Source organism: Streptacidiphilus jiangxiensis (assembly GCF_900109465.1).
GTDB classification, from domain to species: Bacteria; Actinomycetota; Actinomycetes; order Streptomycetales; family Streptomycetaceae; genus Streptacidiphilus; species Streptacidiphilus jiangxiensis.
Window position 1 is genome coordinate 148,240 of sequence record NZ_FOAZ01000017.1, and the last position, 22,139, is coordinate 170,378.

The 22,139-nt window shown below is 72.4% G+C and carries 16 protein-coding genes; 8 read left to right on the forward strand and 8 right to left on the reverse strand.

Going from position 1 to position 22,139, the window contains the following annotated elements; all coding sequences use genetic code 11:
* Nucleotides 1-15 precede the first annotated feature (15 nt).
* A complete protein-coding gene (locus tag BMY61_RS28945) occupies nt 16-609 on the reverse strand; it encodes a helix-turn-helix domain-containing protein (protein ID WP_042443175.1) in 594 nt (197 codons plus the stop codon).
* 81 nt (nt 610-690) lie between these two features.
* On the opposite strand from BMY61_RS28945, the gene BMY61_RS28950 reads away from it, so the two are divergent.
* A complete protein-coding gene (locus BMY61_RS28950; protein ID WP_042443173.1) occupies nt 691-2,298 on the forward strand; it encodes a bifunctional NAD(P)/FAD-dependent oxidoreductase/class I SAM-dependent methyltransferase in 1,608 nt (535 codons plus the stop codon).
* On the opposite strand, the gene BMY61_RS28955 is transcribed toward BMY61_RS28950, so the two are convergent.
* Both BMY61_RS28955 and BMY61_RS28960 read right to left on the reverse strand, forming a co-directional pair.
* A complete protein-coding gene (locus BMY61_RS28955; RefSeq protein WP_075004103.1) occupies nt 2,295-2,978 on the reverse strand; it encodes a response regulator in 684 nt (227 codons plus the stop codon). The genes BMY61_RS28950 and BMY61_RS28955 overlap by 4 nt on opposite strands.
* Nucleotides 2,975-4,255 carry a sensor histidine kinase gene (locus tag BMY61_RS28960; protein ID WP_082014763.1) on the reverse strand — a complete coding sequence of 427 codons (1,281 nt, stop codon included), beginning with the start codon at nt 4,253-4,255 and terminating at the stop codon, nt 2,975-2,977. Before BMY61_RS28960 ends, BMY61_RS28955 begins: the two co-directional genes overlap by 4 nt.
* A gap of 133 nt (nt 4,256-4,388) precedes the next feature.
* Here BMY61_RS28960 and BMY61_RS28965 point away from each other — a divergent pair, with 133 nt between their 5' ends.
* From BMY61_RS28965 to BMY61_RS28980, 4 genes are all read left to right on the forward strand, one after another.
* Nucleotides 4,389-5,339 (forward strand): ABC transporter ATP-binding protein, encoded by a 951-nt coding sequence (locus tag BMY61_RS28965; protein ID WP_042443491.1) that lies wholly within the window; start codon nt 4,389-4,391, stop codon nt 5,337-5,339.
* Nucleotides 5,336-6,205, forward strand: coding sequence for an ABC transporter permease subunit (locus BMY61_RS28970; protein ID WP_042443171.1), 870 nt, complete (start codon nt 5,336-5,338; stop codon nt 6,203-6,205). Before BMY61_RS28965 ends, BMY61_RS28970 begins: the two co-directional genes overlap by 4 nt.
* Before the next feature lie 88 nt (nt 6,206-6,293).
* A complete protein-coding gene (locus tag BMY61_RS28975) occupies nt 6,294-7,340 on the forward strand; it encodes a S66 family peptidase (protein ID WP_042443169.1) in 1,047 nt (348 codons plus the stop codon).
* A gap of 74 nt (nt 7,341-7,414) precedes the next feature.
* Entirely contained in the window at nt 7,415-8,155 is a 741-nt protein-coding gene (locus BMY61_RS28980; RefSeq protein ID WP_042443168.1) for an SAM-dependent methyltransferase, read from the forward strand.
* Here the strand turns inward: BMY61_RS28980 and BMY61_RS28985 are convergent.
* The 3 genes from BMY61_RS28985 to BMY61_RS28995 all read right to left on the reverse strand — a co-directional run bounded on the left by BMY61_RS28985 (nt 8,121) and on the right by BMY61_RS28995 (nt 11,862).
* Nucleotides 8,121-10,133 (reverse strand): hypothetical protein, encoded by a 2,013-nt coding sequence (locus tag BMY61_RS28985; protein ID WP_052438356.1) that lies wholly within the window; start codon nt 10,131-10,133, stop codon nt 8,121-8,123. The genes BMY61_RS28980 and BMY61_RS28985 overlap by 35 nt on opposite strands.
* Before the next feature lie 9 nt (nt 10,134-10,142).
* Nucleotides 10,143-10,535 carry a VOC family protein gene (locus BMY61_RS28990; protein WP_042443166.1) on the reverse strand — a complete coding sequence of 131 codons (393 nt, stop codon included), beginning with the start codon at nt 10,533-10,535 and terminating at the stop codon, nt 10,143-10,145.
* Nucleotides 10,536-10,695: 160 nt separating this feature from the next.
* On the reverse strand, nt 10,696-11,862 hold the full coding sequence (locus BMY61_RS28995) for a hypothetical protein (RefSeq protein WP_042443164.1): 1,167 nt from the start codon (nt 11,860-11,862) through the stop codon (nt 10,696-10,698).
* 439 nt (nt 11,863-12,301) lie between these two features.
* On the opposite strand from BMY61_RS28995, the gene BMY61_RS29000 reads away from it, so the two are divergent.
* From BMY61_RS29000 to BMY61_RS29010, 3 genes are all read left to right on the forward strand, one after another.
* Nucleotides 12,302-14,056, forward strand: a complete 1,755-nt coding sequence (locus tag BMY61_RS29000) for a discoidin domain-containing protein (RefSeq protein WP_042443162.1) — start codon at nt 12,302-12,304, stop codon at nt 14,054-14,056.
* Nucleotides 14,057-14,141: 85 nt separating this feature from the next.
* Nucleotides 14,142-17,192 carry a glycoside hydrolase family 3 C-terminal domain-containing protein gene (locus tag BMY61_RS48860; RefSeq protein ID WP_201777520.1) on the forward strand — a complete coding sequence of 1,017 codons (3,051 nt, stop codon included), beginning with the start codon at nt 14,142-14,144 and terminating at the stop codon, nt 17,190-17,192.
* A 224-nt stretch (nt 17,193-17,416) separates the two neighbouring features.
* Nucleotides 17,417-18,172, forward strand: a complete 756-nt coding sequence (locus tag BMY61_RS29010) for an alpha/beta hydrolase family protein (protein ID WP_042443160.1) — start codon at nt 17,417-17,419, stop codon at nt 18,170-18,172.
* Between the two features lie 44 nt (nt 18,173-18,216).
* Here BMY61_RS29010 and BMY61_RS29015 read toward each other — a convergent pair whose 3' ends face one another.
* Nucleotides 18,217-19,239 (reverse strand): LacI family DNA-binding transcriptional regulator, encoded by a 1,023-nt coding sequence (locus tag BMY61_RS29015; RefSeq protein ID WP_042443159.1) that lies wholly within the window; start codon nt 19,237-19,239, stop codon nt 18,217-18,219.
* Nucleotides 19,240-19,467: 228 nt separating this feature from the next.
* A complete protein-coding gene (locus BMY61_RS29020; RefSeq protein ID WP_082014762.1) occupies nt 19,468-22,047 on the reverse strand; it encodes an RICIN domain-containing protein in 2,580 nt (859 codons plus the stop codon).
* Between the last annotated feature and the right edge of the window lie 92 nt (nt 22,048-22,139).

Genomic DNA, 22,139 nt, shown 5'->3' on the forward strand with positions numbered 1-22,139 from the left:
GGTCTGGCCCGGCCGCTATGCGTCCGCACGGCGCGGCTGCGCGCGGACGTGGATGCGCTCGCCCTGCGGGCCGAAGAGGCTGAGCACCTCCACCGGCTGGGTGCCGGTGCTGCCGAACCAGTGCGGCACCCGGGTGTCGAACTCGGCGGCCTCGCCCGCCTTCATCACCAGGTCGTGGTCGGCCAGGACCAGCCGCAGCTCCCCCGACAGGACGTAGAGCCACTCGTAGCCCTCGTGCGTGCGCAGGTCCGGCTCGCATCGTTCCGGCGGAATGATCATCTTGAAGGCCTGGACGCCGCCGGGGTTGTGCGTCAACGCCATGATCGTCGAGCCGTGCCGTTGCACGGGCCGCAGTCGCACCCGCGGGTCGCCGACCTCGGGCGCGCCGACGAGGTCGTCCAGCGGCACCCGGTGGGCGCGTGCGAGCGGCAGCAGCAGCTCCAGCGTGGGCCTGCGCTCGCCGGACTCCAGCCGGGACAGGGTGCTCACGGAGATCCCGGTGGTCTCGGCGAGCCCGGCCAGCGTGGCGCCGCGCTTCTTCCGGAGATCCCGCAGCCGCGGGCCCACTCCGGCCAGCACCCGTGCGTCGTCGAACCCCGCGTTTGCCATATCGGCAAGTTTACTTTGCCGATCCTCGAATGCGGCGCACCGTGGACGCAGCGAGAGCGCAGGGACGAGAGGAGACCCAAGGTGAACGACCGGCTGAACGAGGCCTACGACGTGGTCGTGGTGGGCGGGGGCGCGGCAGGACTGAGCGGCGCGGTGGCGCTGTCCCGGGCACGTCGCACGGTCCTGGTCGTCGACGCGGGCGATCCGCGCAACGCACCCTCGGACCATGTCCACGACTACCTCGGCCGCGAGGGCGCCGCACCGGCCGAACTGCTGGCCTCCGGACGCGCCGAACTGGCCGGCTACGGCGGCTCGTTCGCCACCGGCCGGGTGACCGGCGCGGCGAAGGACGGCGAGGGCTTCGTCGTCACCGTGACATCGGCCGACGCGGGCACGCACGCGGTGCGGGCCCGTCGACTGCTGCTGACCACCGGCCTGACCGACGAACTGCCCCGCCTGCCCGGCCTGGCGGAGCGCTTCGGCAAGGACGTGCTGCACTGCCCGTACTGCCACGGCTGGGAGGTCCGCGACCGGGCGGTCGGCATCCTCGGCACCGGCCCGCTCGCCTGGCACCACGCGGAGCTGTGGCGCCAGTGGACCGACCGCGTGCTCGTGCTGCGCCACGAGGGCCTCGACGCGCCCGACGCCGACCAGGCCGAGCGTCTCGCCGCACGCGGCATCCACGTCGTGGACGGACCGGTCACCTCCCTGGAATCGGCGGACGACCGGCTGACGGGTGTGCGGCTGGCCTCCGGCGAGGTCGTGGCCCTGGACGCACTCGTCGTGGCCCCGCGGCTGACCGCGCGGGCGGAACTGCCGCAGGCGCTCGGCCTGCCCGTCGTCCCCGTGGAGTACGGCGGCCAGGTCGTCGGCTCCCGCGTCCCGGCGGACGCGACCGGCGCGACGGAGGTGCCGGGCGTGTGGGTGGCCGGCAACCTCACCGATCCGACCGCCCAGGTGGTCGTCGCCGCGGCAGCCGGACTGCGGGCCGGTGCCATGATCAACGCCGACCTGATCGCCGCCGACACCCGTGACGCCGTCGCGGCCCACCGCGAACAGCTGCGCACCATGTTCGAGCAGGAGGCCTGGGAGGAGCGCTACCGCTCCCGCCCGACCCTGTGGAGCGGCAACCCCAACCCCCAACTGGTGGCCGAGGCAGCCGACCTCACCCCGGGCCGGGCACTCGACGTGGGCAGCGGCGAGGGCGCGGACGCGATCTGGCTCGCGTCGCGCGGCTGGCAGGTCACCGGCACGGACATCTCCACCGTCGCCCTCGCCCGCGCCACCGACCACGCCCGCGCGGCGGGCGCGGACATCGCCGAGCGGATCACCTTCTCCCACGCGGACCTGCGCGAGACCCCTCCGGCGCCGGGCTCGTTCGACCTGGTGACGGCCCAGTTCATGCACCTGCCCACGGCGCAGCGCCGCGCGCTGTTCGCCGCACTCGCCGCGGCCGTCGCCCCGGACGGCACCCTACTCCTCGTGGGCCACCACCCCCGCGACAAGCGCGACGGCGGCGGACCGGGCGTCCACCTCGACATGCTCTACACCCCGGAACAGGTCGCCGCCGACCTGGACCCCGCCCTCTGGGACGTCCGCACCGACACCCGCGCCCGCCGCGTGGTGGACCCGGAGGGCCGCGAACTCACCCTCCACGACGCGGTCACGGTCGCCAGGCGGCGACGCTAACGCTCGTCGTCGCCCTGGACGCAGACGAGGCCGGCCTCGTAGGCCAGGATCACCAACTGGACCCGGTCGCGGGCGCCGAGCTTCGCCAACAGCCGTGTGACGTAGGTCTTCACGGTGGTGACACTGAGCACCAGGGTCTCGGCGACCTCGGTGTTGGAGAGCCCCCGGCCGATCAGCGTCAGCACCTCCTGCTCGCGGTCGGTCACCTCCAACCGGGGGCGGTTGCGCGGTGTCACCGGCCGGCGGGCGAAGGTCGCGATCAGACGGCGCGTCACACTCGGGGCCAGGAGCGCGTCGCCGGAGGCCACGACGCGGACCGCGGTCAGGATGTCGTCCAGGGCCATGTCCTTGACCAGGAACCCCGAGGCCCCGGCGCGCAGCGCGCCGTAGACGTACTCGTCGTCGTCGAAGGTGGTGAGCATCAGCACCCGGCAGGTGTCGTCCGCGGCCAGGATCCGGCGGGTGGCCTCGATGCCGTCCATGCCGGGCATGCGGATGTCCATCACCACGACGTCCGGGCGCAGTTCGCCCGCCAGGCGGAGCGCCTGCGCACCGTCGCCCGCCTCGCCGACGACCGTCAGGTCGGGCGCGTCGGTGACGACCATCTGGAGCGAGGCGCGGATCAGCGGCTGGTCGTCGACGAGCAGCAGCCGCACCGGCGGGTCCGCGGGCGCGCTCACCCGGACGCTCCCGACGGTGTGACAGCCGACAGCAGCGGGAGGCGGGCCGAGACCCGGAACCCGCCCTGCGACCGGGGCCCGGCCTCGAACGCGCCACCGAGGAGGTCCACCCGTTCCCGCATGCCGACCAGGCCGAACCCGGCGGGGCGGGGTTCGCCGCCGCGCCCGGACGGACGGGCACAGCCCGCATCCGTCACCTCGACCCGGAGATCCTCGTCCCTCACGGAGACGAGGACCCGGCACGAGAGCGCCTCCGCGTGCCGGACGACATTGGTCAGCGACTCCTGCACGATCCGGTAGGCCGCCAACTGCACCTCCGGTGGCAGGTGCGACAGATCGCCGTCCACGTCCAGGTCGACACGGACGCCGGCGTCCGTCGTCGCCGCGGCGAGGCCGGACAGGTCGCCCAGACCCGGCGCGGGGTGCAGCGGCGCGCCGACGGAGCCGGGACGGTCCGCGGCCCGCAGCACGACCAGCATGCGGCGCAGGCCCGCCAGCGTCTCCCGGCTGGCCTCCTCGACCGCGCCGAGTGCGTCACGGGCCCGGTCCGGCTGGGTGGTGATGACCCGTCGGGCCGCACCGGACTGCAGGGCCACGATGCCGAGCGTGTGGGCGACCATGTCGTGCAGCTCGCGGGCTATGCGCAGCCGCTCGCCCGCCACCGCCTGCTCGGTGGCGTGCACGGCCCGCTCCGCCTCGTGCTCACGGGCCTGCTGCGAGAAGCGGCCGAGCAGGATCGAGACCAACGCGGTCAGCAGCACGGACAGTTCGCTCGGGGTGTCGACCGACCAGCCCATCGCCAGCCGCGCGGCGACGTGCCCGACCACGACGGCCACCGTCAGTGCGCCCGCAGCCCGCACCTGCCGCACCGGTCGCGTCGCGGCCACGAACCACAGCGCGAGGTCGCAGGCGAGGAAGTTCTGCACCTGGATCGCCAGGGAGTTGTGCACCATGGCGGTGCACACCCCACCCGCGAGCAGCACGGACAACCCGGTCAGCGGCATCCGGCGCAACAGCACACCGCCGAGCACGGTCAACGCCGCCGCCAGGAGCAGCAACACCTGGTTGCCGGGCGGCAGGTCCAGCCCCGGCCGGAAGTCGCGTGGCGACTCCCCGGGCAGCGGGATCAGCACGACGAGCACGGACGCCACGCCCACGCCCCAGGCGAGCACCGACCACACGCCGACGGGAACACGCCGCAGCAACGGCCGCCGCGCGGACCGGACGGACCCGCCCGCTGGACCGGGCGGAGCGGGCGGAGCAGGCAGAGCGGTCATGCCGTGATCGTAGGCGGGTCCGGCCCCGCCGACATCGGCCCACGGGCGTACGACCAGGGGTGACACCGCCGACCCTCAGGTGTCGGCGGCGGGCCGACGACGCGTCGGCCGTTCGCGGGGCACGGTGGTGGACGTGATCGAAGTCAACGACCTCACCAAGCGCTACGGCTCCACGACGGCCGTCGACGCGCTGACCTTCACCGTCCGGCCCGGATGCGTGACCGGCTTCCTCGGCCCCAACGGCGCGGGCAAGAGCACCACGCTGCGCATGATCATCGGTCTGAACGAGCCCACCGGCGGCTCCGTCACCGTCCAGGGGCGGGCGTTCCGCCGCCGCCCGCGCGGCCTGCGGCACGTCGGCGCGCTGCTGGACGCGGGCGACGTGCACGGCGGCCGCAGCGCCGCCGCCCACCTGGGCGTACTGGCCCGCACCAACGCCATCCCGCTGCGCCGGGTCGGCGAGGTGCTGGACGAGGTCGGGCTGGACGCGGCCGCGCGACGCCGGATCGGCGGATTCTCGCTCGGCATGAAGCAGCGCCTCGGCATCGCCGCCGCGCTGCTGGGCGACCCTCCCGTGCTGCTCTTCGACGAGCCGCTGAACGGACTGGACCCGGAGGGCGTGCGCTGGGTGCGCGACCTGTTCCGGCGTCTGGCCGGCGAGGGCCGGACCGTGTTCGTCTCGAGCCACCTGATGACGGAGATGGAGCACACCGCCGACCGACTGGTCGTCATCGGCCGCGGCCGGCTCATCGCCGACGAGCCGCTGGCGGCTTTCGCCGCCCGGGGCGCGGGCGCGCGCGTCCGGGTCCGCACGCCCGACGCCTCCGCCCTGGCGGATGCCGTGCAGGCGGCGGGCGCGACGGTGACCCGCGACGGTGACGGCGTGCTGCTGGTGGGCGGCCTCGGCAGCGACCAGATCGGCGACCTGGCCTTCGAGCACCGCCTGCGCCTGCACGAACTCAGCGTCACCAGCGCCTCGTTGGAGCGCGCCTTCATGGAACTGACCGCCGACAGCGTCGAGTACACCGCAGGAGAGGCATCCGCGGGAGAGGCATCCGTGAGAGAGGCAGGAGACGCCCGATGACCGCCTTCAGCCCGGTCCCCACCGCCTCCGACCGAGCGGTCACGCAACGGGACGACCCTCGCCCCCGCTTCCGCGACCTGCTCGCCGGCGAGTGGTTCAAGCTCTGGTCGATGCGTTCGATGCGCTGGGGCTACGCGCTCAGCGCCCTCGGCGTCCTGTGGCTCAACGCCAACTCCGCGATCGCGGACGTGCAGGACTGGAGCCACTTCAGCGCGGCGCAGCGCGCCTCCTTCGCCCCCGGCGGCTCGTTCGCCGACTCCTTCACCAACAACGCGGGGATCACCGTGCTGCTGGTCGCCGGCACACTCGGGGCGATGTCGCTGGTCAGCGAGTACGCCTCGGGCCTGATCCGGGTCAGCTTCGCGGCCGTCCCGGCCCGCCGGGCGCTGCTGGCTGCGAAGATCGCGGTGTTGACCGCCGCCATGCTGGCCTTCGGCCTGGTGGTCACCTTCGCGTCCTTCGGGCTGTCCGAGGCGATCCTGTCGAGCAAGCACGCGGGGATCTCGCTCGCCCAGCCGGGCATCTGGTCCGGCCTCGCGGCGGCGATCCTGCTCCCCACCGTCAGCGCCCTCGTCGGCCTCGGCCTGGCCGCGGTGATCCGGCACAGCGCCGCCACCGTCGTCGCGGTCGTCACCGTCCTGCTGCTCGTGCCGGACTTCCTGACGGACAACCACTACTGGACCGCCTGTCTGGCCCACGCCATGCCGTTCCGGGCCTTTCAGTTCCTCCACGACCTGACGCCCTACCGGGTCAACCCCTACGTGAAGTTCCCGGTGCAGCCGGAGGGCGAGTGGTGGGTCTTCCTGCTGTGGCCGCTGGTCTCGGTCGTCGTCGCCCTCGTCCTGGTGGACCGCCGCGACGTGTGAGGCGCGACCTGCGAGACGCCGGAGGCGACCGGGGGCCTCGTCGAAATCGCGACGACGGACGGCACCCGCTGCTCGTAGCATCGTGCGCATGCATACCGAAGTGCCGTGGGCCCCCAAGCTCTCCCCGGGCGACGCCGTCGCCGTCGTGTCGCCGTCCGCCGGGCTGCCGGCGTTGTTCCCGGCCCCGTTCGAGCTGGGGCTGCGCCGGCTGCGGGACGAATTCGGGCTCGTACCGGTCTGCTACCCGGCCACCCGGCGCCTGGGCGCGACACCCCAGGAGCGCGCCGCCGACCTGCATGCGGCCTTCGCCGATCCGCGGATCAAGGCGGTCGTCTCCAGCATCGGCGGCGACGACCAGATCCGGGTGCTGCCGCACCTGGACCGGGAGCTGCTGCGGGCCAACCCCAAACCGTTCTTCGGATACAGCGACAACACCAACCTGCTGGTGCTGCTGTGGAACCTCGGTGTTCCCGCCTACCACGGCGGCTCGGTGATGACGCAGTACGGTCGGCCCGTCACGATGCACCCGGCCACGGTCGACACGCTGCGCGCGGCGCTGTTCGAGGCCGGTCCGCGCGTGCTGCGCGAGCCGGAGCGCGTCGACTCCGTCGTCGGGAACTGGGCGGACGCCGGGACCTTCACCCGCGAGCCGGAGAGCGAGCCCGCCGAGCCCTGGCGGTGGCACCGAGCCGACCGCCGGGTCGAGGGCCGCAGCTGGGGCGGCAACCTGGAGATCCTCTCCTGGCTGATGATGGCCGACCGCGAGATCCTGCCGCCGGACGCCTACGAGGGGTGCGTCCTGCTGCTGGAGACCTCCGAGGAGATGCCGAGCGCCCCGGACGTCTACCGGATCCTGCGCAACATGGGCGAACGCGGCCTGCTGCGGCGCTTCCCCGCGCTGCTCATGGCGCGGGCCAAGGCCTGGAACTTCGACCGTCCGCTCGGCCCGGCCGAGCGCTCCGCCTACCGCAAGGACCAGCGCGAGGCCGTGCTGCGGGCGTTGGCCGAGTACGCGCCGGAGACCATGGCCGTCCTCGACGTCGACTTCGGCCACACCGATCCGCAGCTGGTCCTCCCCTACGGGGGCCTGCTCACCGTCGACGGCCCCGCCCGGCGCATCACGGCCCGCTACTGAGCAGCGGCGCCGAGCGCGCTCGCGACGGGAAAACCAGGTGTCGCCGGGTGCGCGGGCGTGGCACGCTCCGTCGGATGAACCGTGACCAGCTCTCCCTGATCGCCCACACCCACCACCCGATCGCGGCGCCGCTCGGCGACGCGTCGGTGGCCGCGCTGCTGGACCACGCCGTCGCCCGCGAGGACGCCCGCGTCCTCGATCTGGGCTGCGGCAGTGGCGAATGGCTGCTGCGTGCGCTGACCCGGCACCCGAAGCTGCGGGCCGTGGGAGTGGACCTCTCCGCGCGCGCCCTCACCGAGGCCGCGGAGCGGGCCGAGGCCCTCGGCGTCGCCGACCGGCTGACCCTGGTCGAGCAGGACGCCGACGCCTTCACCAACCCCCACGGCTTCGACGCGGTGCTGTGCGTCGGCGCCGTCCACGCCTTCGGCGGCCTCCCGGCCACGCTCACGGCCGCCTCCCGCCACCTCGCCCCCGGCGGTCGCCTGCTGGTCGGCGACGGCTACTTCGAGCGCGAGCCCGCCCCGGAGGCCCGGGAGATGCTCGGCGACTCCGGCGACCTGCCCACCGTCATGGCCCAGGTCACCGCCGCCGGCCTGGTACCCGTCCAGGGCCACCTGTCCACCCGCCAGGAACTCGACGCCTACGAGTGGGCCTGGACCGGCTCCCTCGCGAACTGGGCCCTGGACCACCCCGACGACCCCTCCTGCGCCCAGGCCCTGGAGGTCTCCGCCACCCACCGCAACGAGTGGCTCCGCGTCTACCGCGACACCTGGGGCTTCGTCACGCTGGTGCTGCGCCGCCTGCCGGGGGCGTAGGGACCGCGCGGTCGGCCATGACCCGGAGCACGGCCACCGGCACGGCCGGGTTCCGGGACGCCCACTCGGCGTCCCCGCACGTTCCCAGCCGCTCCGCCAGCACCGTGGCGGGGAGCCCGGGGTGGCGCAGAGCGGCGAACCGCACGGAGTCCTCCGGATCGTCGGCCAGCCGCGCCGCTGCGGCGGCGGACAACCGCTCGTCCTCGGCGGCGCGGTGCCGGACCTGGCCGTCCAGGTCACGGGTGAACCGCTCGACGAGCTCCGGCGTCGACTCCGGGTCGTCCAGGGCCAGGCGGCGCAGCCGCGGGTTCGGGTCGTCGGCGTAGTGGAGCAGGCCCGTGCGGGGGAAGTTGGGGTGGCTGCGCGGGCGGCCCGGGGAGCTGAAGCTGCCCGACCACCACGCGCAGACGCGCAGCAGCATCTCCGCGGGCGCGTCGTCGCAGGACTCCGCCAGGAAGAGCTGCACCACCCGGTCCTCGTCGTCGGCGAGCAACGCCACGACGTCGGCCGGGAGACGGCGAGCCCGCGCCACGCTGCGACGGATCAGCGGGTGCGTGGAAGCGGCGAGCCGGCGCATCGCGTCGACGTCGTCGTGGAGGGCCATGACCCAGGGCAGGCCGTACGAGCGCTGGCCCGGGTCGAACTCAATGACGACAGCGGCCCGTTGGTCCTCTGTGAGCTCGGGGCGCACCGAGACGGCCAGCCGCACGCCCGGGTCGGGGTCCTGGGCCAGCCGGGCGACGAACTCCGGCTCCAGCCGCCCATTTCGGGCCAGAGCGCGGCGCCGGTCCACATCGTCGCCCCCGAGGCACCACTCCACCAGGTCGCGAGCGAGCCGGCAGTTCTCCAGGTCCTGCGCGTCGAGCTGCTCGCCCTCGAAGTCGGCGCGGGAGAGCGGGTGTTCGCGGTGGTGCCGGAGCACGGCGTCGCGACGGACCCGGGGCTCGGGGTCCGCGCGCAGCGCGGCACGGGCCGTCTCCGACAGCTCCGGCCACGCCACCGCGCACGCCTTGCGCCGCACCGCGGTGTCCGGGTCGTCGACCAGTCCGGCCGCCGTCTCCGCGCTCACGCCCTGCAGGCCCAACGCCTCCGCGCGCACGCGGGCGGAGGGATCCGCGGCGAGGCGACGCAGGACGGCCTGCGGAAGGACGACCTTGCGGTCCACCGCGAGCGTGGTGAGCGCCCAGCGCCTGCGGGCGTCCTCCTCGCCGAGGATCAGCCGCTCCCATTGCTCAGGCGTGATGTTCGGCTGCACCTCGGCGGCGAACGCGCGCACCTTCCAGTCGGGGTGGTTGAGCACCGCCTCCACCTCCTCGGCAGGCAGGGGGCGCCACATGGCGTGGCGGGACTCCGCCAGCAGCCGGGCGCGCAACTCCTGCGGAAGGGAGGGGTTGGCGTTGAGGCCCTCGATCCAGTGCTTGGGCAGGTGGGTCTCGGACGCGGCCCGGGCCTCCAACGCCGCCCAGGCAGCGGCCTGCTCCGCCTCGCTCGCGCGCGCCGCCGCCTCGGCCGCCGCGTCCAGTCGTTCCCGCAGGCGATCCACCACCGTCAACCGGACCGCGTCGGCCCCGCTCACCACCGCGACCAGCATGTCACCGCCCGGCGACGCCGTCACGAACTCCAGGCCGCCCGGCTCCTCACCGAGCACGCCGGCCAGGTCCCAGGTGTCCGTCAGGCGCACGCGGGTCCAGTGGCGAGGCCTGCGGGCGGCCCAGGGCCCTCCGAGGTCGACCAGGAAGACGCCCTCGGCGTCCGGCACCCCGGCCTCACGCGTGAGGCGCTCCCAGGCCTGGTTGACGGACGCCGCCGCCTCCCGCCACGGGCCGGGGACGGTGACCACCGGCGCGTCGGCCCCGGCTCCCGCGAGCAACCGCCACGCGGCGGACGGAGGCAGCATCGCCTCCGTCCGCCACTGGCCCGCCTTCTCCAGCCCGGCCTGCTCCAGCAGCGCCGTCAGTTCCGCTCCCCCACGCCTCACAGGTGCATGCTACGACGGCAGGTGGGCGTCGTAGGGACGGGTGATGATCTCCAGGCCGTGGCCGGACGGGTCGAGGAAGTAGACGCCGCGACCGCCGTGGTGGTGGTTGATCTCCCCCGGCTGCTTCAGGTGCGGGTCGGCCCAGTAGGGCACCCCCTCCGCCTCGATGCGGGCGAAGGCGGCGTCGAACTCCTCGTCGGAGACGAGGAAGGCGTAGTGCTGCATGACGATGGACTCGGCGGGGATCGTGGCGAAGTCCAGCGTCACCCCGTTGGCGGTGGCGACGGGGACGAACGGGCCCCACTCGGGGCCGACCTCCAGCCCGAGGACACGGGCGAGAAAGGCGGCGGACTCCCGGTTGTCGCGGGCGTGGACGATGGTGTGGTTCAACTCGACCGACATGGGTGGAATGCCTCCAAGGGCATCTCCCGGCACCTCCATGTCTCACCCGGTCGGTGACCGACACGCGATGCCGCCCGCCGATCGTAACCCGACGGCCACGCACGACGGTGGCCTCCGTCCGGCTACGGACGAAGGCCACCGGCTCGGGCCGTTCGACGTGTCAGTCCCGACCGTCGGCGCCGACGAACAGCAGGCCCTTGGGGCTGGACAGCTTCACAGCGCCGGTGTTGACCGCCGTCACCACGCCGGTGCGCGGGTCGACCACGGACAGCGCCGGGACGTTGGGCAGGTCGCCGTCGCCCGGGGCCGGCTGGCTGGCGAAAAGCGTGCCGGGGCGGACGCCCTCGGTGCGCGCCTCGTAGATCCGGCCGCCCTTCTGGTCCACGACGAAGAGCACGCCGTCGCCGCCACCGAGGACGATGTCGTCCAGCTGCGGGGTCGCGGTGGCCTTGGTGGGGCCGGCGTTGACCAGGTTCAGCACCGCCAGGCTGTGGTGCTTGTCCTTCAGACCGCCCACCAGCACCAGCTTGCTGTCCGCCTGCGCGTCCTGGATCAGCACGCCGCCACGCGGGCCCGGGATCCACCGGTTGGAGTCCGGGTCGGTCAGACCCAGCTTCTCCGTGGCCGGCGCGCCCTTGGCCCGGTTGATCACGCGGGCGGTGTCGGCGACGCCGAAGACCGGCGCGAGCTTCGCCGTGGTGCCGTGCAGGGTCACGGTGTACGCGGCCGGGGCGTTGTTCGCGCCCGGCAGCGAGACGTCCGGGTTGGAGTGCGCGACGTAGATCGTGCCGTCGGCGGCGACGGAGATCGCGTCGGTGCCGCCGTTGACCCCGTCCGAGCCCTTCTGGGCCGGGCTCGGCGAGTAGTGGTAGTGCTCGATCGTGGCGGAGCGGCGCGTCGGGGTGATCGTGTAGAAGGAGGAGTTGAGGTCCTCGTTCACCGTCACCAGCAGGCGCTGGTGCCGCGGGTCGGCGGTGAGCCCGTCGACGCGGCCGGGCAGCGTCCAGTGGCGGACGACCTTGCCGGTGCGCAGGTCGAAGCCGACGATGTCACTCTTGCTGCCGGCCGGGCTGCCGTCCGGGCCGGCGTTGTTCTGGTAGGCGACGTAGAGCACGTCGCCGAGGCGGGTCAGGTCGTCCGGGTTGGTGTAGCCGGCCGGGGCGGACGCGAACAGGTGCAGCTTCAGGGCCGGAACGCTCGGCTTGTGCGCCGCGGCCGCGGGCTTCGCGGCGGGCGCGGTGGCGGCGGTGGCCGCCGGGACCGCCACGGCGGTGGCGGCGAGAGCCGCGACCACACCGACGGCGGTGCGCAGGGTGCGCAGGGACATCACTCGCTCCAGGGGATTCATGGAGGATCGGCCCGGCAGGTGCCAGGCCGAGGGCCAATCTGCTGACTGCGCCGGTGGGGCCGCAAGGGAGGCTGTCGGGTTCCTTCGCACTGTTCACCCGACCGTCGACGGCGTGTCGCTCCCGCGTCGTTCCCGACCACGATTTCTGCACCGGGAGCGCGCGGGCGCCCGGCTGGCAATCCCCCGATGCTCGGTGACTGCCACCCCCATCCGGGGGCTTCTCGCCGACCGGCCGACGCCGAGCTGACGGAGCGACAACTACCGTGTCGGCACAGCCTCGGAGAACGCTCTCAGGCCTTGACATGACCTGCACGGCTCCTCAGACTGCTCCTGCGAGAGAGCGCTCTCTCAGCGCTCCCCCTCACTCTCGCTGTGCGTCCCACCCACCTTCACGCACGCGCGCCTGAGGAGTCGCCGCATGCCCGTTTCCCTGCCCACCCCCCACCGGAAGGCACCGCTTCGCGCGCTGCTCTCCGTGGTCGCCCTGCTCGCCGGCCTGCTGCTGGCACTGTCGCAGTCACCATCCGCCCACGCCGCCACGACCCTGCTCTCGCAGGGCAAGCCGGCCACCGCCTCGTCGCTCGAGAGCGCCGCCTTCCCCGCCTCGGCGGCCGTCGACGGCAACACCGGCACCCGCTGGTCGTCCGCCTTCGCCGACCCGCAGTGGCTCCAGGTCGACCTGGGCTCCAGCGCAGCCATCAGCCAGGTCGTGCTCCAGTGGGAGGCCGCCTACGCGACCGCCTACCAGATCCAGGTCTCGAACGACGCGACGAACTGGACGACGATCTACTCCACCACCACCGGCGCCGGTGGCACCGAGACGCTCAACGTCACCGGCACGGGCCGCTACGTCCGCATGTACGGGACCGCCCGCGCCACCGCGTACGGCTACTCCCTGTGGGAGTTCCAGGTCTACGGCGCCGCGGGATCCGGCGGCGGCACCTCCTGCGGCACCACGAACGCGGCGCTGAACGCACCCGCCACCGCCTCGTCCACCGAGAACGCGGGCACCCCGGCCTCGGCGGCCGTCGACGGCAACACCGGCACCCGCTGGTCGTCCGCCTTCGCCGACCCGCAGTGGCTCCAGGTCGACCTGGGCACCAGCCAGACCATCTGCCAGGTGGTCCTGCAGTGGGAGACGGCCGCCGGAAAGGCCTACCAGATCCAGGTCTCCGACGACGCGACGAACTGGACCACGATCTACTCCACCACCACCGGCGCGGGCGGCACCGAGACACTGAACGTCTCCGGCACCGGCCGGTACGTCCGCATGTACGGGACCGCCCGCGCCACCCAGTACGGCTACTCCCTGTGGGAGTTCCAGGTCTTCACCGCGAGCTCCGGTGGCACCGGCGACCCGTTCTGGGGTGACACCAGCACCATTCCGCCCGCGCAGAACGTGCTGATGGTCAAGGTGCTCAACCGCACCAACGGCGCCTACCCGGACAGCCAGGTCTACTGGAGCTTCAACGGGCAGACGCACTCCATCGCGGACCAGCCCTACCTCGACATGCCCGCCAACTCCTCGGGCCGGATGTACTTCTACCTCGGCTCACCCACCAGCAAGTACTTCGACTTCATCGAGTTCACCGTCGGTGCGGGCGTGTTCAACGGCAACACCACCCGGGTGGACGCCTGGGGCCTGCCGATCGCGATGCGACTGCACGCCACCGACGGCTACGACGTGCAGGTGGGCGACACGCAGCAGGTCTTCGACGAGAGCCGCTCGCAGCTGTTCACCGACTTCCAGAACGCGGTGCCGCAGGAGTTCAAGGTGCTGGCGCAGACCCAGGCGCCCTACCGGATCATCGCACCCGGCTCCGACCCGAGCTTCCAGACGGGTGGCGTGAACGCCAACTACTTCACCGCGTACGCGAACTCGGTCGGCGTCAACGAGACCACCTCGAACATCTTCGGCTGCGCGGGCACGCTGGCGAGCAACGCGGCCGAGTGCGCGGCGCTCAACCGCCATGTGGCGACGCTGCCGCAGGCGCAGTGGTCCGACCCGACACAGTACTACCTCGCGGCGCCCGCCAACTACTACGCCAAGTTCTGGCACGACCACGCGATCAACGGCCTCGCGTACGGCTTCCCGTACGACGACTACGCGGGCCAGTCCTCGTACATCTCGCACGCCAACCCGCAGTGGCTCGAAGTCGCCGTCGGCTACTGAGCGCCCCGTACGAGCGAAAGGACGACATGCACGCACAACGCTCGCCGGGGTTCACGCCAGTGCCCCGACGTACCGTCAGAACCGTGTGGACGGCGGCGCTCGCCGTCCTGACCCTGCTCACCGCCTTCTTCGTCTCCGGCGCACCCGCCGCGCAGGCGGCCGGAACCCTGCTGTCGCAGGGCAGGACCGCCACCGCGTCCTCGGTCGAGAGCGCCGCGTTCCCCGCGTCCGCGGCCGTCGACGGCGACAGCGGGACCCGCTGGTCCAGCCCGCCACCGCGTCCTCGACCGAGAACGCCGGGACCCCGGCCTCGGCGGCCGTCGACGGCAACACCGGCACCCGCTGGTCGTCCGCCTTCGCCGATCCGCAGTGGCTCCAGGTGGATCTGGGTTCGACGCTGACGATCTGCCAGGTCGCGCTGAACTGGGAGACCGCGTACGCCACGGCGTTCCAGATCCAGACCTCGACCGACAACACCAACTGGACGACGATCTACTCCACCACCACCGGCACGGGCGGCGTGCAGACCCTCAACGTCTCCGGCACCGGCCGCTACCTCCGGATGTACGGCACCGCCCGGGCGACGGGTTACGGCTACTCGCTCTGGGAGATGCAGGTCTTCACGGGGGGCAGTGGCAACTCCGGTGGCGGCACCGGGAACTGTGGCACCACCAACGCGGCCCTCGGCCACCCGGCGACCGCCTCCTCGATCCAGGACAACAACCCCGCGTACGACCCCTTCTACGCCACCGACGGCAGCACGCTGACCCGCTGGTCGAGTGCCTCCGCCGACCCGCAGTGGATCGACGTCGACCTCGGCGGCAACCTGCCGATCTGCCAGGTGGTGCTCCAGTGGGAGAACGCCTACGCCTCCGGGTTCCAGATCCAGACCTCGACCGACAACACCAACTGGACGACGATCTACACCACGACGACCGGCACCGGCGGCACCCAGACGCTCAACGTCACCGGTACCGGGCGCTACGTCCGGATGTACGGCACGGCGCGCGGGACGGGCTACGGCGACTCGCTGTGGGAGTTCTCCGTCTACACGGTCGGCAACCAGACCGTCACCATCCCGCCGCCCACGCCGCAGCCGGCCCCGGGCAACTGCCCGTGGCTCAACGAACCGAACGTGGCCGTCTCGACCCGCGTAGCCCAGCTCATGGGCGCCATGACGCAGGACCAGAAGGACGCCATGCTCTACGGCGACGGCTCCAACGTCTACATCGGCCAGATCGCCGGACAGCCCGCGCTCTGCATCCCGAGCGTCAACCTGGAGGACGGGCCGAGCGGCGTCGGTGACGGGCTCGGCGGCGTCACACAGTTCCCGGACGGGGAGGTGTCCGCGGCCACCTTCGACCCCGGCTACGAGCACAGCTTCGGTGTCGCGGCCGGCCAGGAGTTCGCGGGCAAGGGCGTGAACGTCTCCCTCGGCCCGACGATCAACATGGTCCGCGACCCGCGCTGGGGCCGCGCGTACGAGACCTTCGGCGAGGACCCGTACCTCACCGGCGAGATCGTCAGCGCGGACGTCCAGGGCATGCAGAGCCAGGGCGTGATGGCCGAGGTCAAGCACGCGGCCGCGTACAACATCGAGCAGCCGAACGCGCCCGGCAACGAGATCATCGACCCCCGCACGCTGCAGGAGATCTACCTGCCGGGCTTCCAGACCGCCATCGAGAAGGGTGGCGCGGCGGCGCTGATGTGCGGGTACAGCATGGTCAACGGCAACTACTCCTGCCAGAACCCGGCCATCGAGAACGTACCGATGTACCAGCAGGCCGGCTTCCAGGGGTTCATCACGTCCGACTGGGGCGGTATCCACTCCACCGTGCCGTCGGCCAACGCCGGTGAGACGGTCGAGATGCCCTTCGGCGGGTTCTTCGCCTCGTCGCTGGAGCAGGCCGTCGCGGCGGGCCAGGTCACCCAGGCGACCTTCGACACGATGGTCTCGCGGGTGCTGACGCAGATGTTCCGCTTCGGCATGTTCGACAAGGCGCCGAGCGGCTCCACGACCGCCATCGTCGCGACGCCCGCGCACCGCGCGGTCGCGCTGCAGGGCGACGAGGAGGGCACGGTGCTGCTGAAGAACAACGGCGTCCTGCCGCTCGACCCGAACGGCAGCGAGTCGATCGCCGTCATCGGCACCGACGCGAGCTCCGGGGCGATCACCGGGGGCGCGGGCAGCGGCAGCGCCACCAGCACGGGCACCTACGACCCGCTCTACGGCCTGCAGCAGCGGACCGCCGGGACGAACGTCTCGGTCACCTACAACGACGGCTCGGACCAGGCCTCCGCAGTCGCGCTCGCGCAGTCCTCGAAGGTGGCGATCGTCTTCGCGGCCGACAACTACGGGCACGAGGAGTCCGACAACACCACGCTCAACCTGCCCAACAACCAGGACGCGCTGATCTCTGCGGTCGCGGCGGCCAACCCGAACACGATCGTCGTGCTGAACGACAACTCGGCGATCATGATGCCGTGGCTGAACCAGGTCGCGGGCGTGTTCGAGGGCTTCTACCAGGGCCAGGAGTTCGGCCAGGCGATCGCGGCGCTGCTGTTCGGCGACGTGAACCCCTCCGGGCACCTGCCGATCACCTTCCCGACCTCGCTCACCCAGGTGCCGGCGAGCACCGCCGCGCAGTGGCCGGGCGTCAACGGGACGGTGCAGTACTCGGAGGGGCTCGACATCGGGTACCGGTGGTACGACGCGAACAACGTCACGCCGCTGTTCCCGTTCGGGTTCGGCCTGAGCTACACCAACTTCTCCTTCGGCAACCTGCAGGTGGGGCCGCTGAACAACAACCAGGCGACGGTGACGGCCACCGTCACCAACACCGGCAGCAGGGCCGGCACGGAGGTGGCGCAGCTCTACGTCGGCGATCCGGCCTCGGCCGGTGAACCGCCGCACCAGCTCAAGGGGTTCCAGCGGATCACGCTCAACCCCGGCGCGTCCGGCACCGTGACCTTCACCGTCACGGCCCACGACCTGGCGTCGTGGGACACCGGCAGCGGGCACTGGATCGCGGGCGCGGGGAACTACCAGATCCTGGTCGGTGACTCCTCGCGCAACCTGCCGCTGTCTGGCGGGCTGACGCTCTCGTCGCCGATCACGGACGACGCGATGGACTGAGCCGTCGGCCCGGTTCAGCGCCGCCCCCGCCGAGTCGGAAAACGACTTGGCGGGGGCGGCGCCGCCTCTGCTACCTTCCTCCTGATCGTGACAGCGACGAAGGAGGTGAGACCCATGAACGCAGGTTCCGTGTGGGTGCTCCCTCCGTCGGTCACGGTCGGGCGAGCGGCGTAGCCGTCGCTTTCGGGAGCCCCGCGTCAACGCTCTCCCGAAAGGCGACAGCCATGAACACTCTGACTTTCACCAGCACGACCGTCTCCGGCACCGTTCTCGAGCGCGAGTTCGCCGTGAGCGGCATTCCCGGTGTGCTCTGGTCCCCGGCCACCGACTCCGGCTCCCGTCGCGCGCCGCTGGTCCTCATGGGCCACGGCGGCGGCAACCACAAGAAGCACCCGGCGATGTCGGGCCGCGCCCAGCGGCTCGTCGAGGGGTGCGGGTTCCATGTCGCGGTGATCGACGCGCCTGCTCACGGCGGCCGACCGCTCACCGAGCACGACGAGCAGGAGCGGGAGCTGATGACGGCGGCGATGGCCTCGGGTGAACCCGTCGGTCCGATCGTCGTGCGCTACAACGCCTGGCTCGCGGAGCAGGCGGTGCCCGAGTGGCAGGCGACCCTGGACGCGCTGCAGGAGCTGCCGGAGATCGGCACGGACGGGCCCGTCGGCTACTGGGGCATCAACATGGGCACCGCGATCGGTGTGCCGTTCGTGGCGGCCGAGCCCCGGATCCGCGCCGCGGTCTTCGGCCAGCACTGGCCCCATCTGCTGACCGACCACGCGAAGCAGATCACCGTGCCGGTCGAGTTCGACATGCAGTGGGACGACGAGCACATCTCACGCGAGCACGCGCTCGCCCTCTTCGAGGCCTTCGCCTCGACGGAGAAGTCCCTGCACGCCAACTCGGGTCGGCACAAGGAGCTGCCGCGCTTCGAGGCGGACAGCGCAGTGCGGTTCTTCGCCCGTCACCTCGGCGTGAGCTGACGAGCCGACGCGGCGCCCGGCTTCGGCCGGGCGCCGCCGAGCTGTCAGGCCGACTCGCGGACCACGAGCGCCGGTTGGAAGACCCGCGACTGCAACGTCCGCTCCGGCGCCGCGATCTGCTCCAGCAGGAGTTCCGCCATCTGGCCCGCCATCGCCTCGACCGGCTGGCGGACGGTGGTCAGCGGCGGGTCGCAGGTCAGGGCGGCGCTGCTGTCGTCGAAGCCGACCAGGGCCATCCGGTCCGGGATGGCGACGCCCGCGCGGTGCAGCACGCCGACCGCGCCCAGCGCCATCAGGTCGGAGGCGACGAAGACGGCGTCCGCGTCCGGTGCGGCGGCAAGCAGGGCGCGCATCGCGTCGGCACCGCCGGCCTGGGTGAAGTCACCCTCGGCGTGCGCGGCCTCGGTGAGGCCGTGGTGGGCCAGGCGCTCGCGGAAGGCCGCGTGGCGCTCGCGGCCGGCGGGGGTGTCCAGCGGCCCGGAGGCGTGCGCGATCCGGCGGCGGCCCAGGGCGACCAGGTGGTCGACGGCGAGGAAGACGCCGGCGCGCTGGTCGAGCTCGACGAAGCTGATCGGCAGCGGCTCGCTCGGGCGGGCGAAGAGCACGGCCGGGACCTTGGCCTCCGCCAGTGCGGCGGGCAGCGGGTCGTCGGAGTGGGTGGAGACGAGCACGACGCCGTCGACGTGCCCCTGGCGCAGGAAGTTGATCAGCTGCCGCCGGGAGGGCTCGTCGTCGACGATGGCCAGCACCACCTGCACACCACGCGGCCGGACGGCCTGGGTGACGCCGCTGACGACCCGGCCGAAGAACGGGTCGGCGAAGATCTGCCCGGCGCTCATGTCCGAGACCGCGAGCGCGATGGAGCCGGTCGTGCGCGTGACCAGCGAGCGGGCCGCGAGGTTCGGCGTGTAGCCGGTCTCGGCGATGGCCCGCTCGACGGACTCGCGCAGGCTCGGAGCCACCGAGGCGTTGCCGTTGACCACCCGCGAGACCGTGGCGCGGGACACCCCGGCGACCTTGGCGACATCGACGAGCGTGACCACGTCCGGTGCGGGCTTCTTCGACATGCATGAGTTATACACGCCGCCCCTGAGCCGCGGGCGGGGTCGGCCCGGTCACTCCGGGACGAGGACCCCGCTCAGGTGGTCGACGGCGACCTGCGCGTGCAGGCGCACACCGGCGTCCAGGGCGTCGGGGCGTCGGCGTGCCGCGTCCCGCTGACGCCAACCCCGACGCGGGGGCGCCGCCGCCCGGACCGGCCGGGACGGCGGCGCCGACTGCTCAGGGCCCGGGCGTCAGCCGAGGGTCCACTGCTGGAGCGAGGAACCGGTGTTCGCCTGCTGGGTGACGAGCGCGCCGTCGGCCGCTCCGGCGGTCGTCAGCAGCAGGCCGGTGTGGACGTTGGTCAGGGTGTAGGCGCCGGAGGCGAGCGCGGCCACCGTCCACTCCTGGTTGGGGTTGCCGGTGCAGGCCCACTGGATGACGGCGGTCCCGGCCGCGGTGTTGCCGCCGTAGTCGTCCATGCAGAGCTTGGAGTAGGCGTTGACCACGGTGTAGGAGCCGTCGGCCTGCTTGGTCAAGGTCCAGCTCTGGTTCGCTCCGCCATTGGTGGACCAGGTGTCCAGCTGGGTGCCCTGCGCGGTCGACCAGTTGGGGTCGTCCAGGGCCTCGCCGCCCAGGGTGAGCGTGTGGCTGCCGCTCAGGTCGGCGGAGCCGCCTGCGGCGGTGAAGCCGAGCGTCTGGGCGGAGACGGGGCGGGTGTCACCGGCCGTCCCGGTGTTGTTCCAGGCGCGCTGCGGCGCAGTGGCGACGGCGGTGGTGCCACCGGTCAGGCTGAGTGCCAGGTCGCTGTAGCGGTTGACCAGCCGGTAGCCGCCGGTGGGCGTCGAGGAGCCACTCGAAGCCGGGGACTGCATGATCGTCTGGATCGACCACTGCTGCCCGGCCGTGGGCCCGCTGCTCGCGAGCTTGCCGAGCGTGACCGGCGCCTCCCAGGCCCGGCCCGCGTTCTTCGTCGAGTCGACGCCGAGGGCCTGGGCGCTGCCGGTGTTGGCGACGGTGTAGAAGCCGTCGCCGGTCGGCGTGAACGTCCACTGCGCTGCCGTGCCGGACGGGGCCGTCGTGGTGGTCACGGCAGTGCCGCTCTGCGTCAGGTAGGCACCGCCGCCCGCGCCGATCTCGTAGCCGACGCCACTGGTGACCGGCGAGGCCGGCAGCCCGGCCGAGGACGAGGGGGCGACGGTGAACTGCGTGTACTCGGAGTCGTTCGGCGTGCAGGAGTACTCGCAGTAGGAGCGGAAGGTCCTGCCGACGATCGCGCCGCCGGTGAGGCTGGTCGGGTCCAGGAACCAGCGGTACCAGGAGCTCTGGGCCGGCCCGGCGGAGCCGATGTCGGTCCATTTCTCGGTGGCCAGGTCGTCGGTCACGTAGAAGTGCTGCGGCTGGTTGCTGCCGGCCTCGTTCTCCGGCGTGCCGAGGTACTTGCCGAGGTAGGCGTCCCAGGCGATGTTCAGCACCGACAGCTGCGAGCTGACCGGCGTCGTCCCGGCGGCGACCTGGGTGGCGATGCTCCCGCTCGTGCCCGGCGAGTAGCCCTGCGCGGGCGGGATCCAGCCGGAACCGACACCGTCGGCCGGGATCACGTCGCTCTCCGACCCGCCGACGCCCGGCTGCGACCAGGCGCCGTCGTACCACTTGCTCCACGACGCGGAGCTCATCTTCTGTGCGATGGGCGCGCGCGCCACGTGCTCCTGGAAGGCGCCCCAGCCGCCGGTCTTGTCCACCAGCCGGGACATGTAGAACACGTAGAAGTACCCGGACCGCTGGTCGACGAAGAGGCGGGGGTCGCCGTCGCCGTAGTAGTAGGTCTGGTTGGGGAAGGTGGCGGTGTCGTTGCGGACGGTGCTGTAGGGCGTGGTGACGGCGTGGCCCTGGATGGTCCAGCTGGCGCCCTGGTCGGTGGAGGACGCGTAGTCGATCGCGTCGTAGTGCGTGCCGTCGCCGAAGGGCTGCGGGGTGAACTCGTTGTGCACCAGCCCGTACCAGGTGCCGCTGTCCGGGTCGACCCAGACGCCCACGAGGTCGCAGTAGTTGCGCTCGGCGTAGCCGGAACCGGAGGGCGCGTCGGTGGCGTTGACGCCGGTCGGGCTGTTGTTGCAGAACGCGGTGGTGTCCTTGTTGGTGCCGCTGTTGCTGATCGACGCCTTGGTGGCGGTGTCGAAGTTCGAGCCGGAGTAGAAGTCCCAGCTGCGGCCGTCGGTGGCGCCGTAGAGCGAGTGGGCGGACTGGTAGTAGAACTGCCCGTTCCTGTCGAGGTAGGGGAAGGCCGGGGTGTCGTCGCCGTTGATGCCGTTGGTGCCGGAGGCACCGGCGGAGAGCGTGTACGCGGCGGCGGGGGCGCCCGCGGCCTGCCAGTTCTGCAGCGCCTGCGAGGGGTTGCAGGGCGCCAACCCGACGCCGTCACCCGCCACAACGGAACTGCCTTGCACCTGAAGGCACTTGCCGGACTGGGCGCTGAGGATCGTGGTGTCCGGCTGGAACGCGAAGTGCTGTTCCGGCGCGGAGCTCGCGCAACCGGCGAGCTGCAGCAGCGCCCCGTTGGCCACCGAACCGCCGGCGACGGCGAGACAGTTGCCGAGCACCCCGACCGTGCCGTCGGCGTTCCAGGTGAAGTTCTGTTCGGCGGAGCCGTCACAGGCGGCGAGCTGGACCGGATTGCCTGCGGTGGTACCGGCGTTGACGTCGTCCAGACACTGACCGCCGATGGTGACGGTGCCACTGGAGGCGGCGGCCACGGCGGGGAGTTGCGGTAGGCCTGCGGCGACGACGGCGAGCACGGTCGCGGCCAGCAGGCGCGGCCGGAGGGATCGACTCATGGGGGTCCTTCCACTCGGGGAGGAGCGGGGCGGGTTGATTAGTTCCGCCAGAATCCGAACTAATCGAGTCCGCGTCAAGACCTCGGACGCCG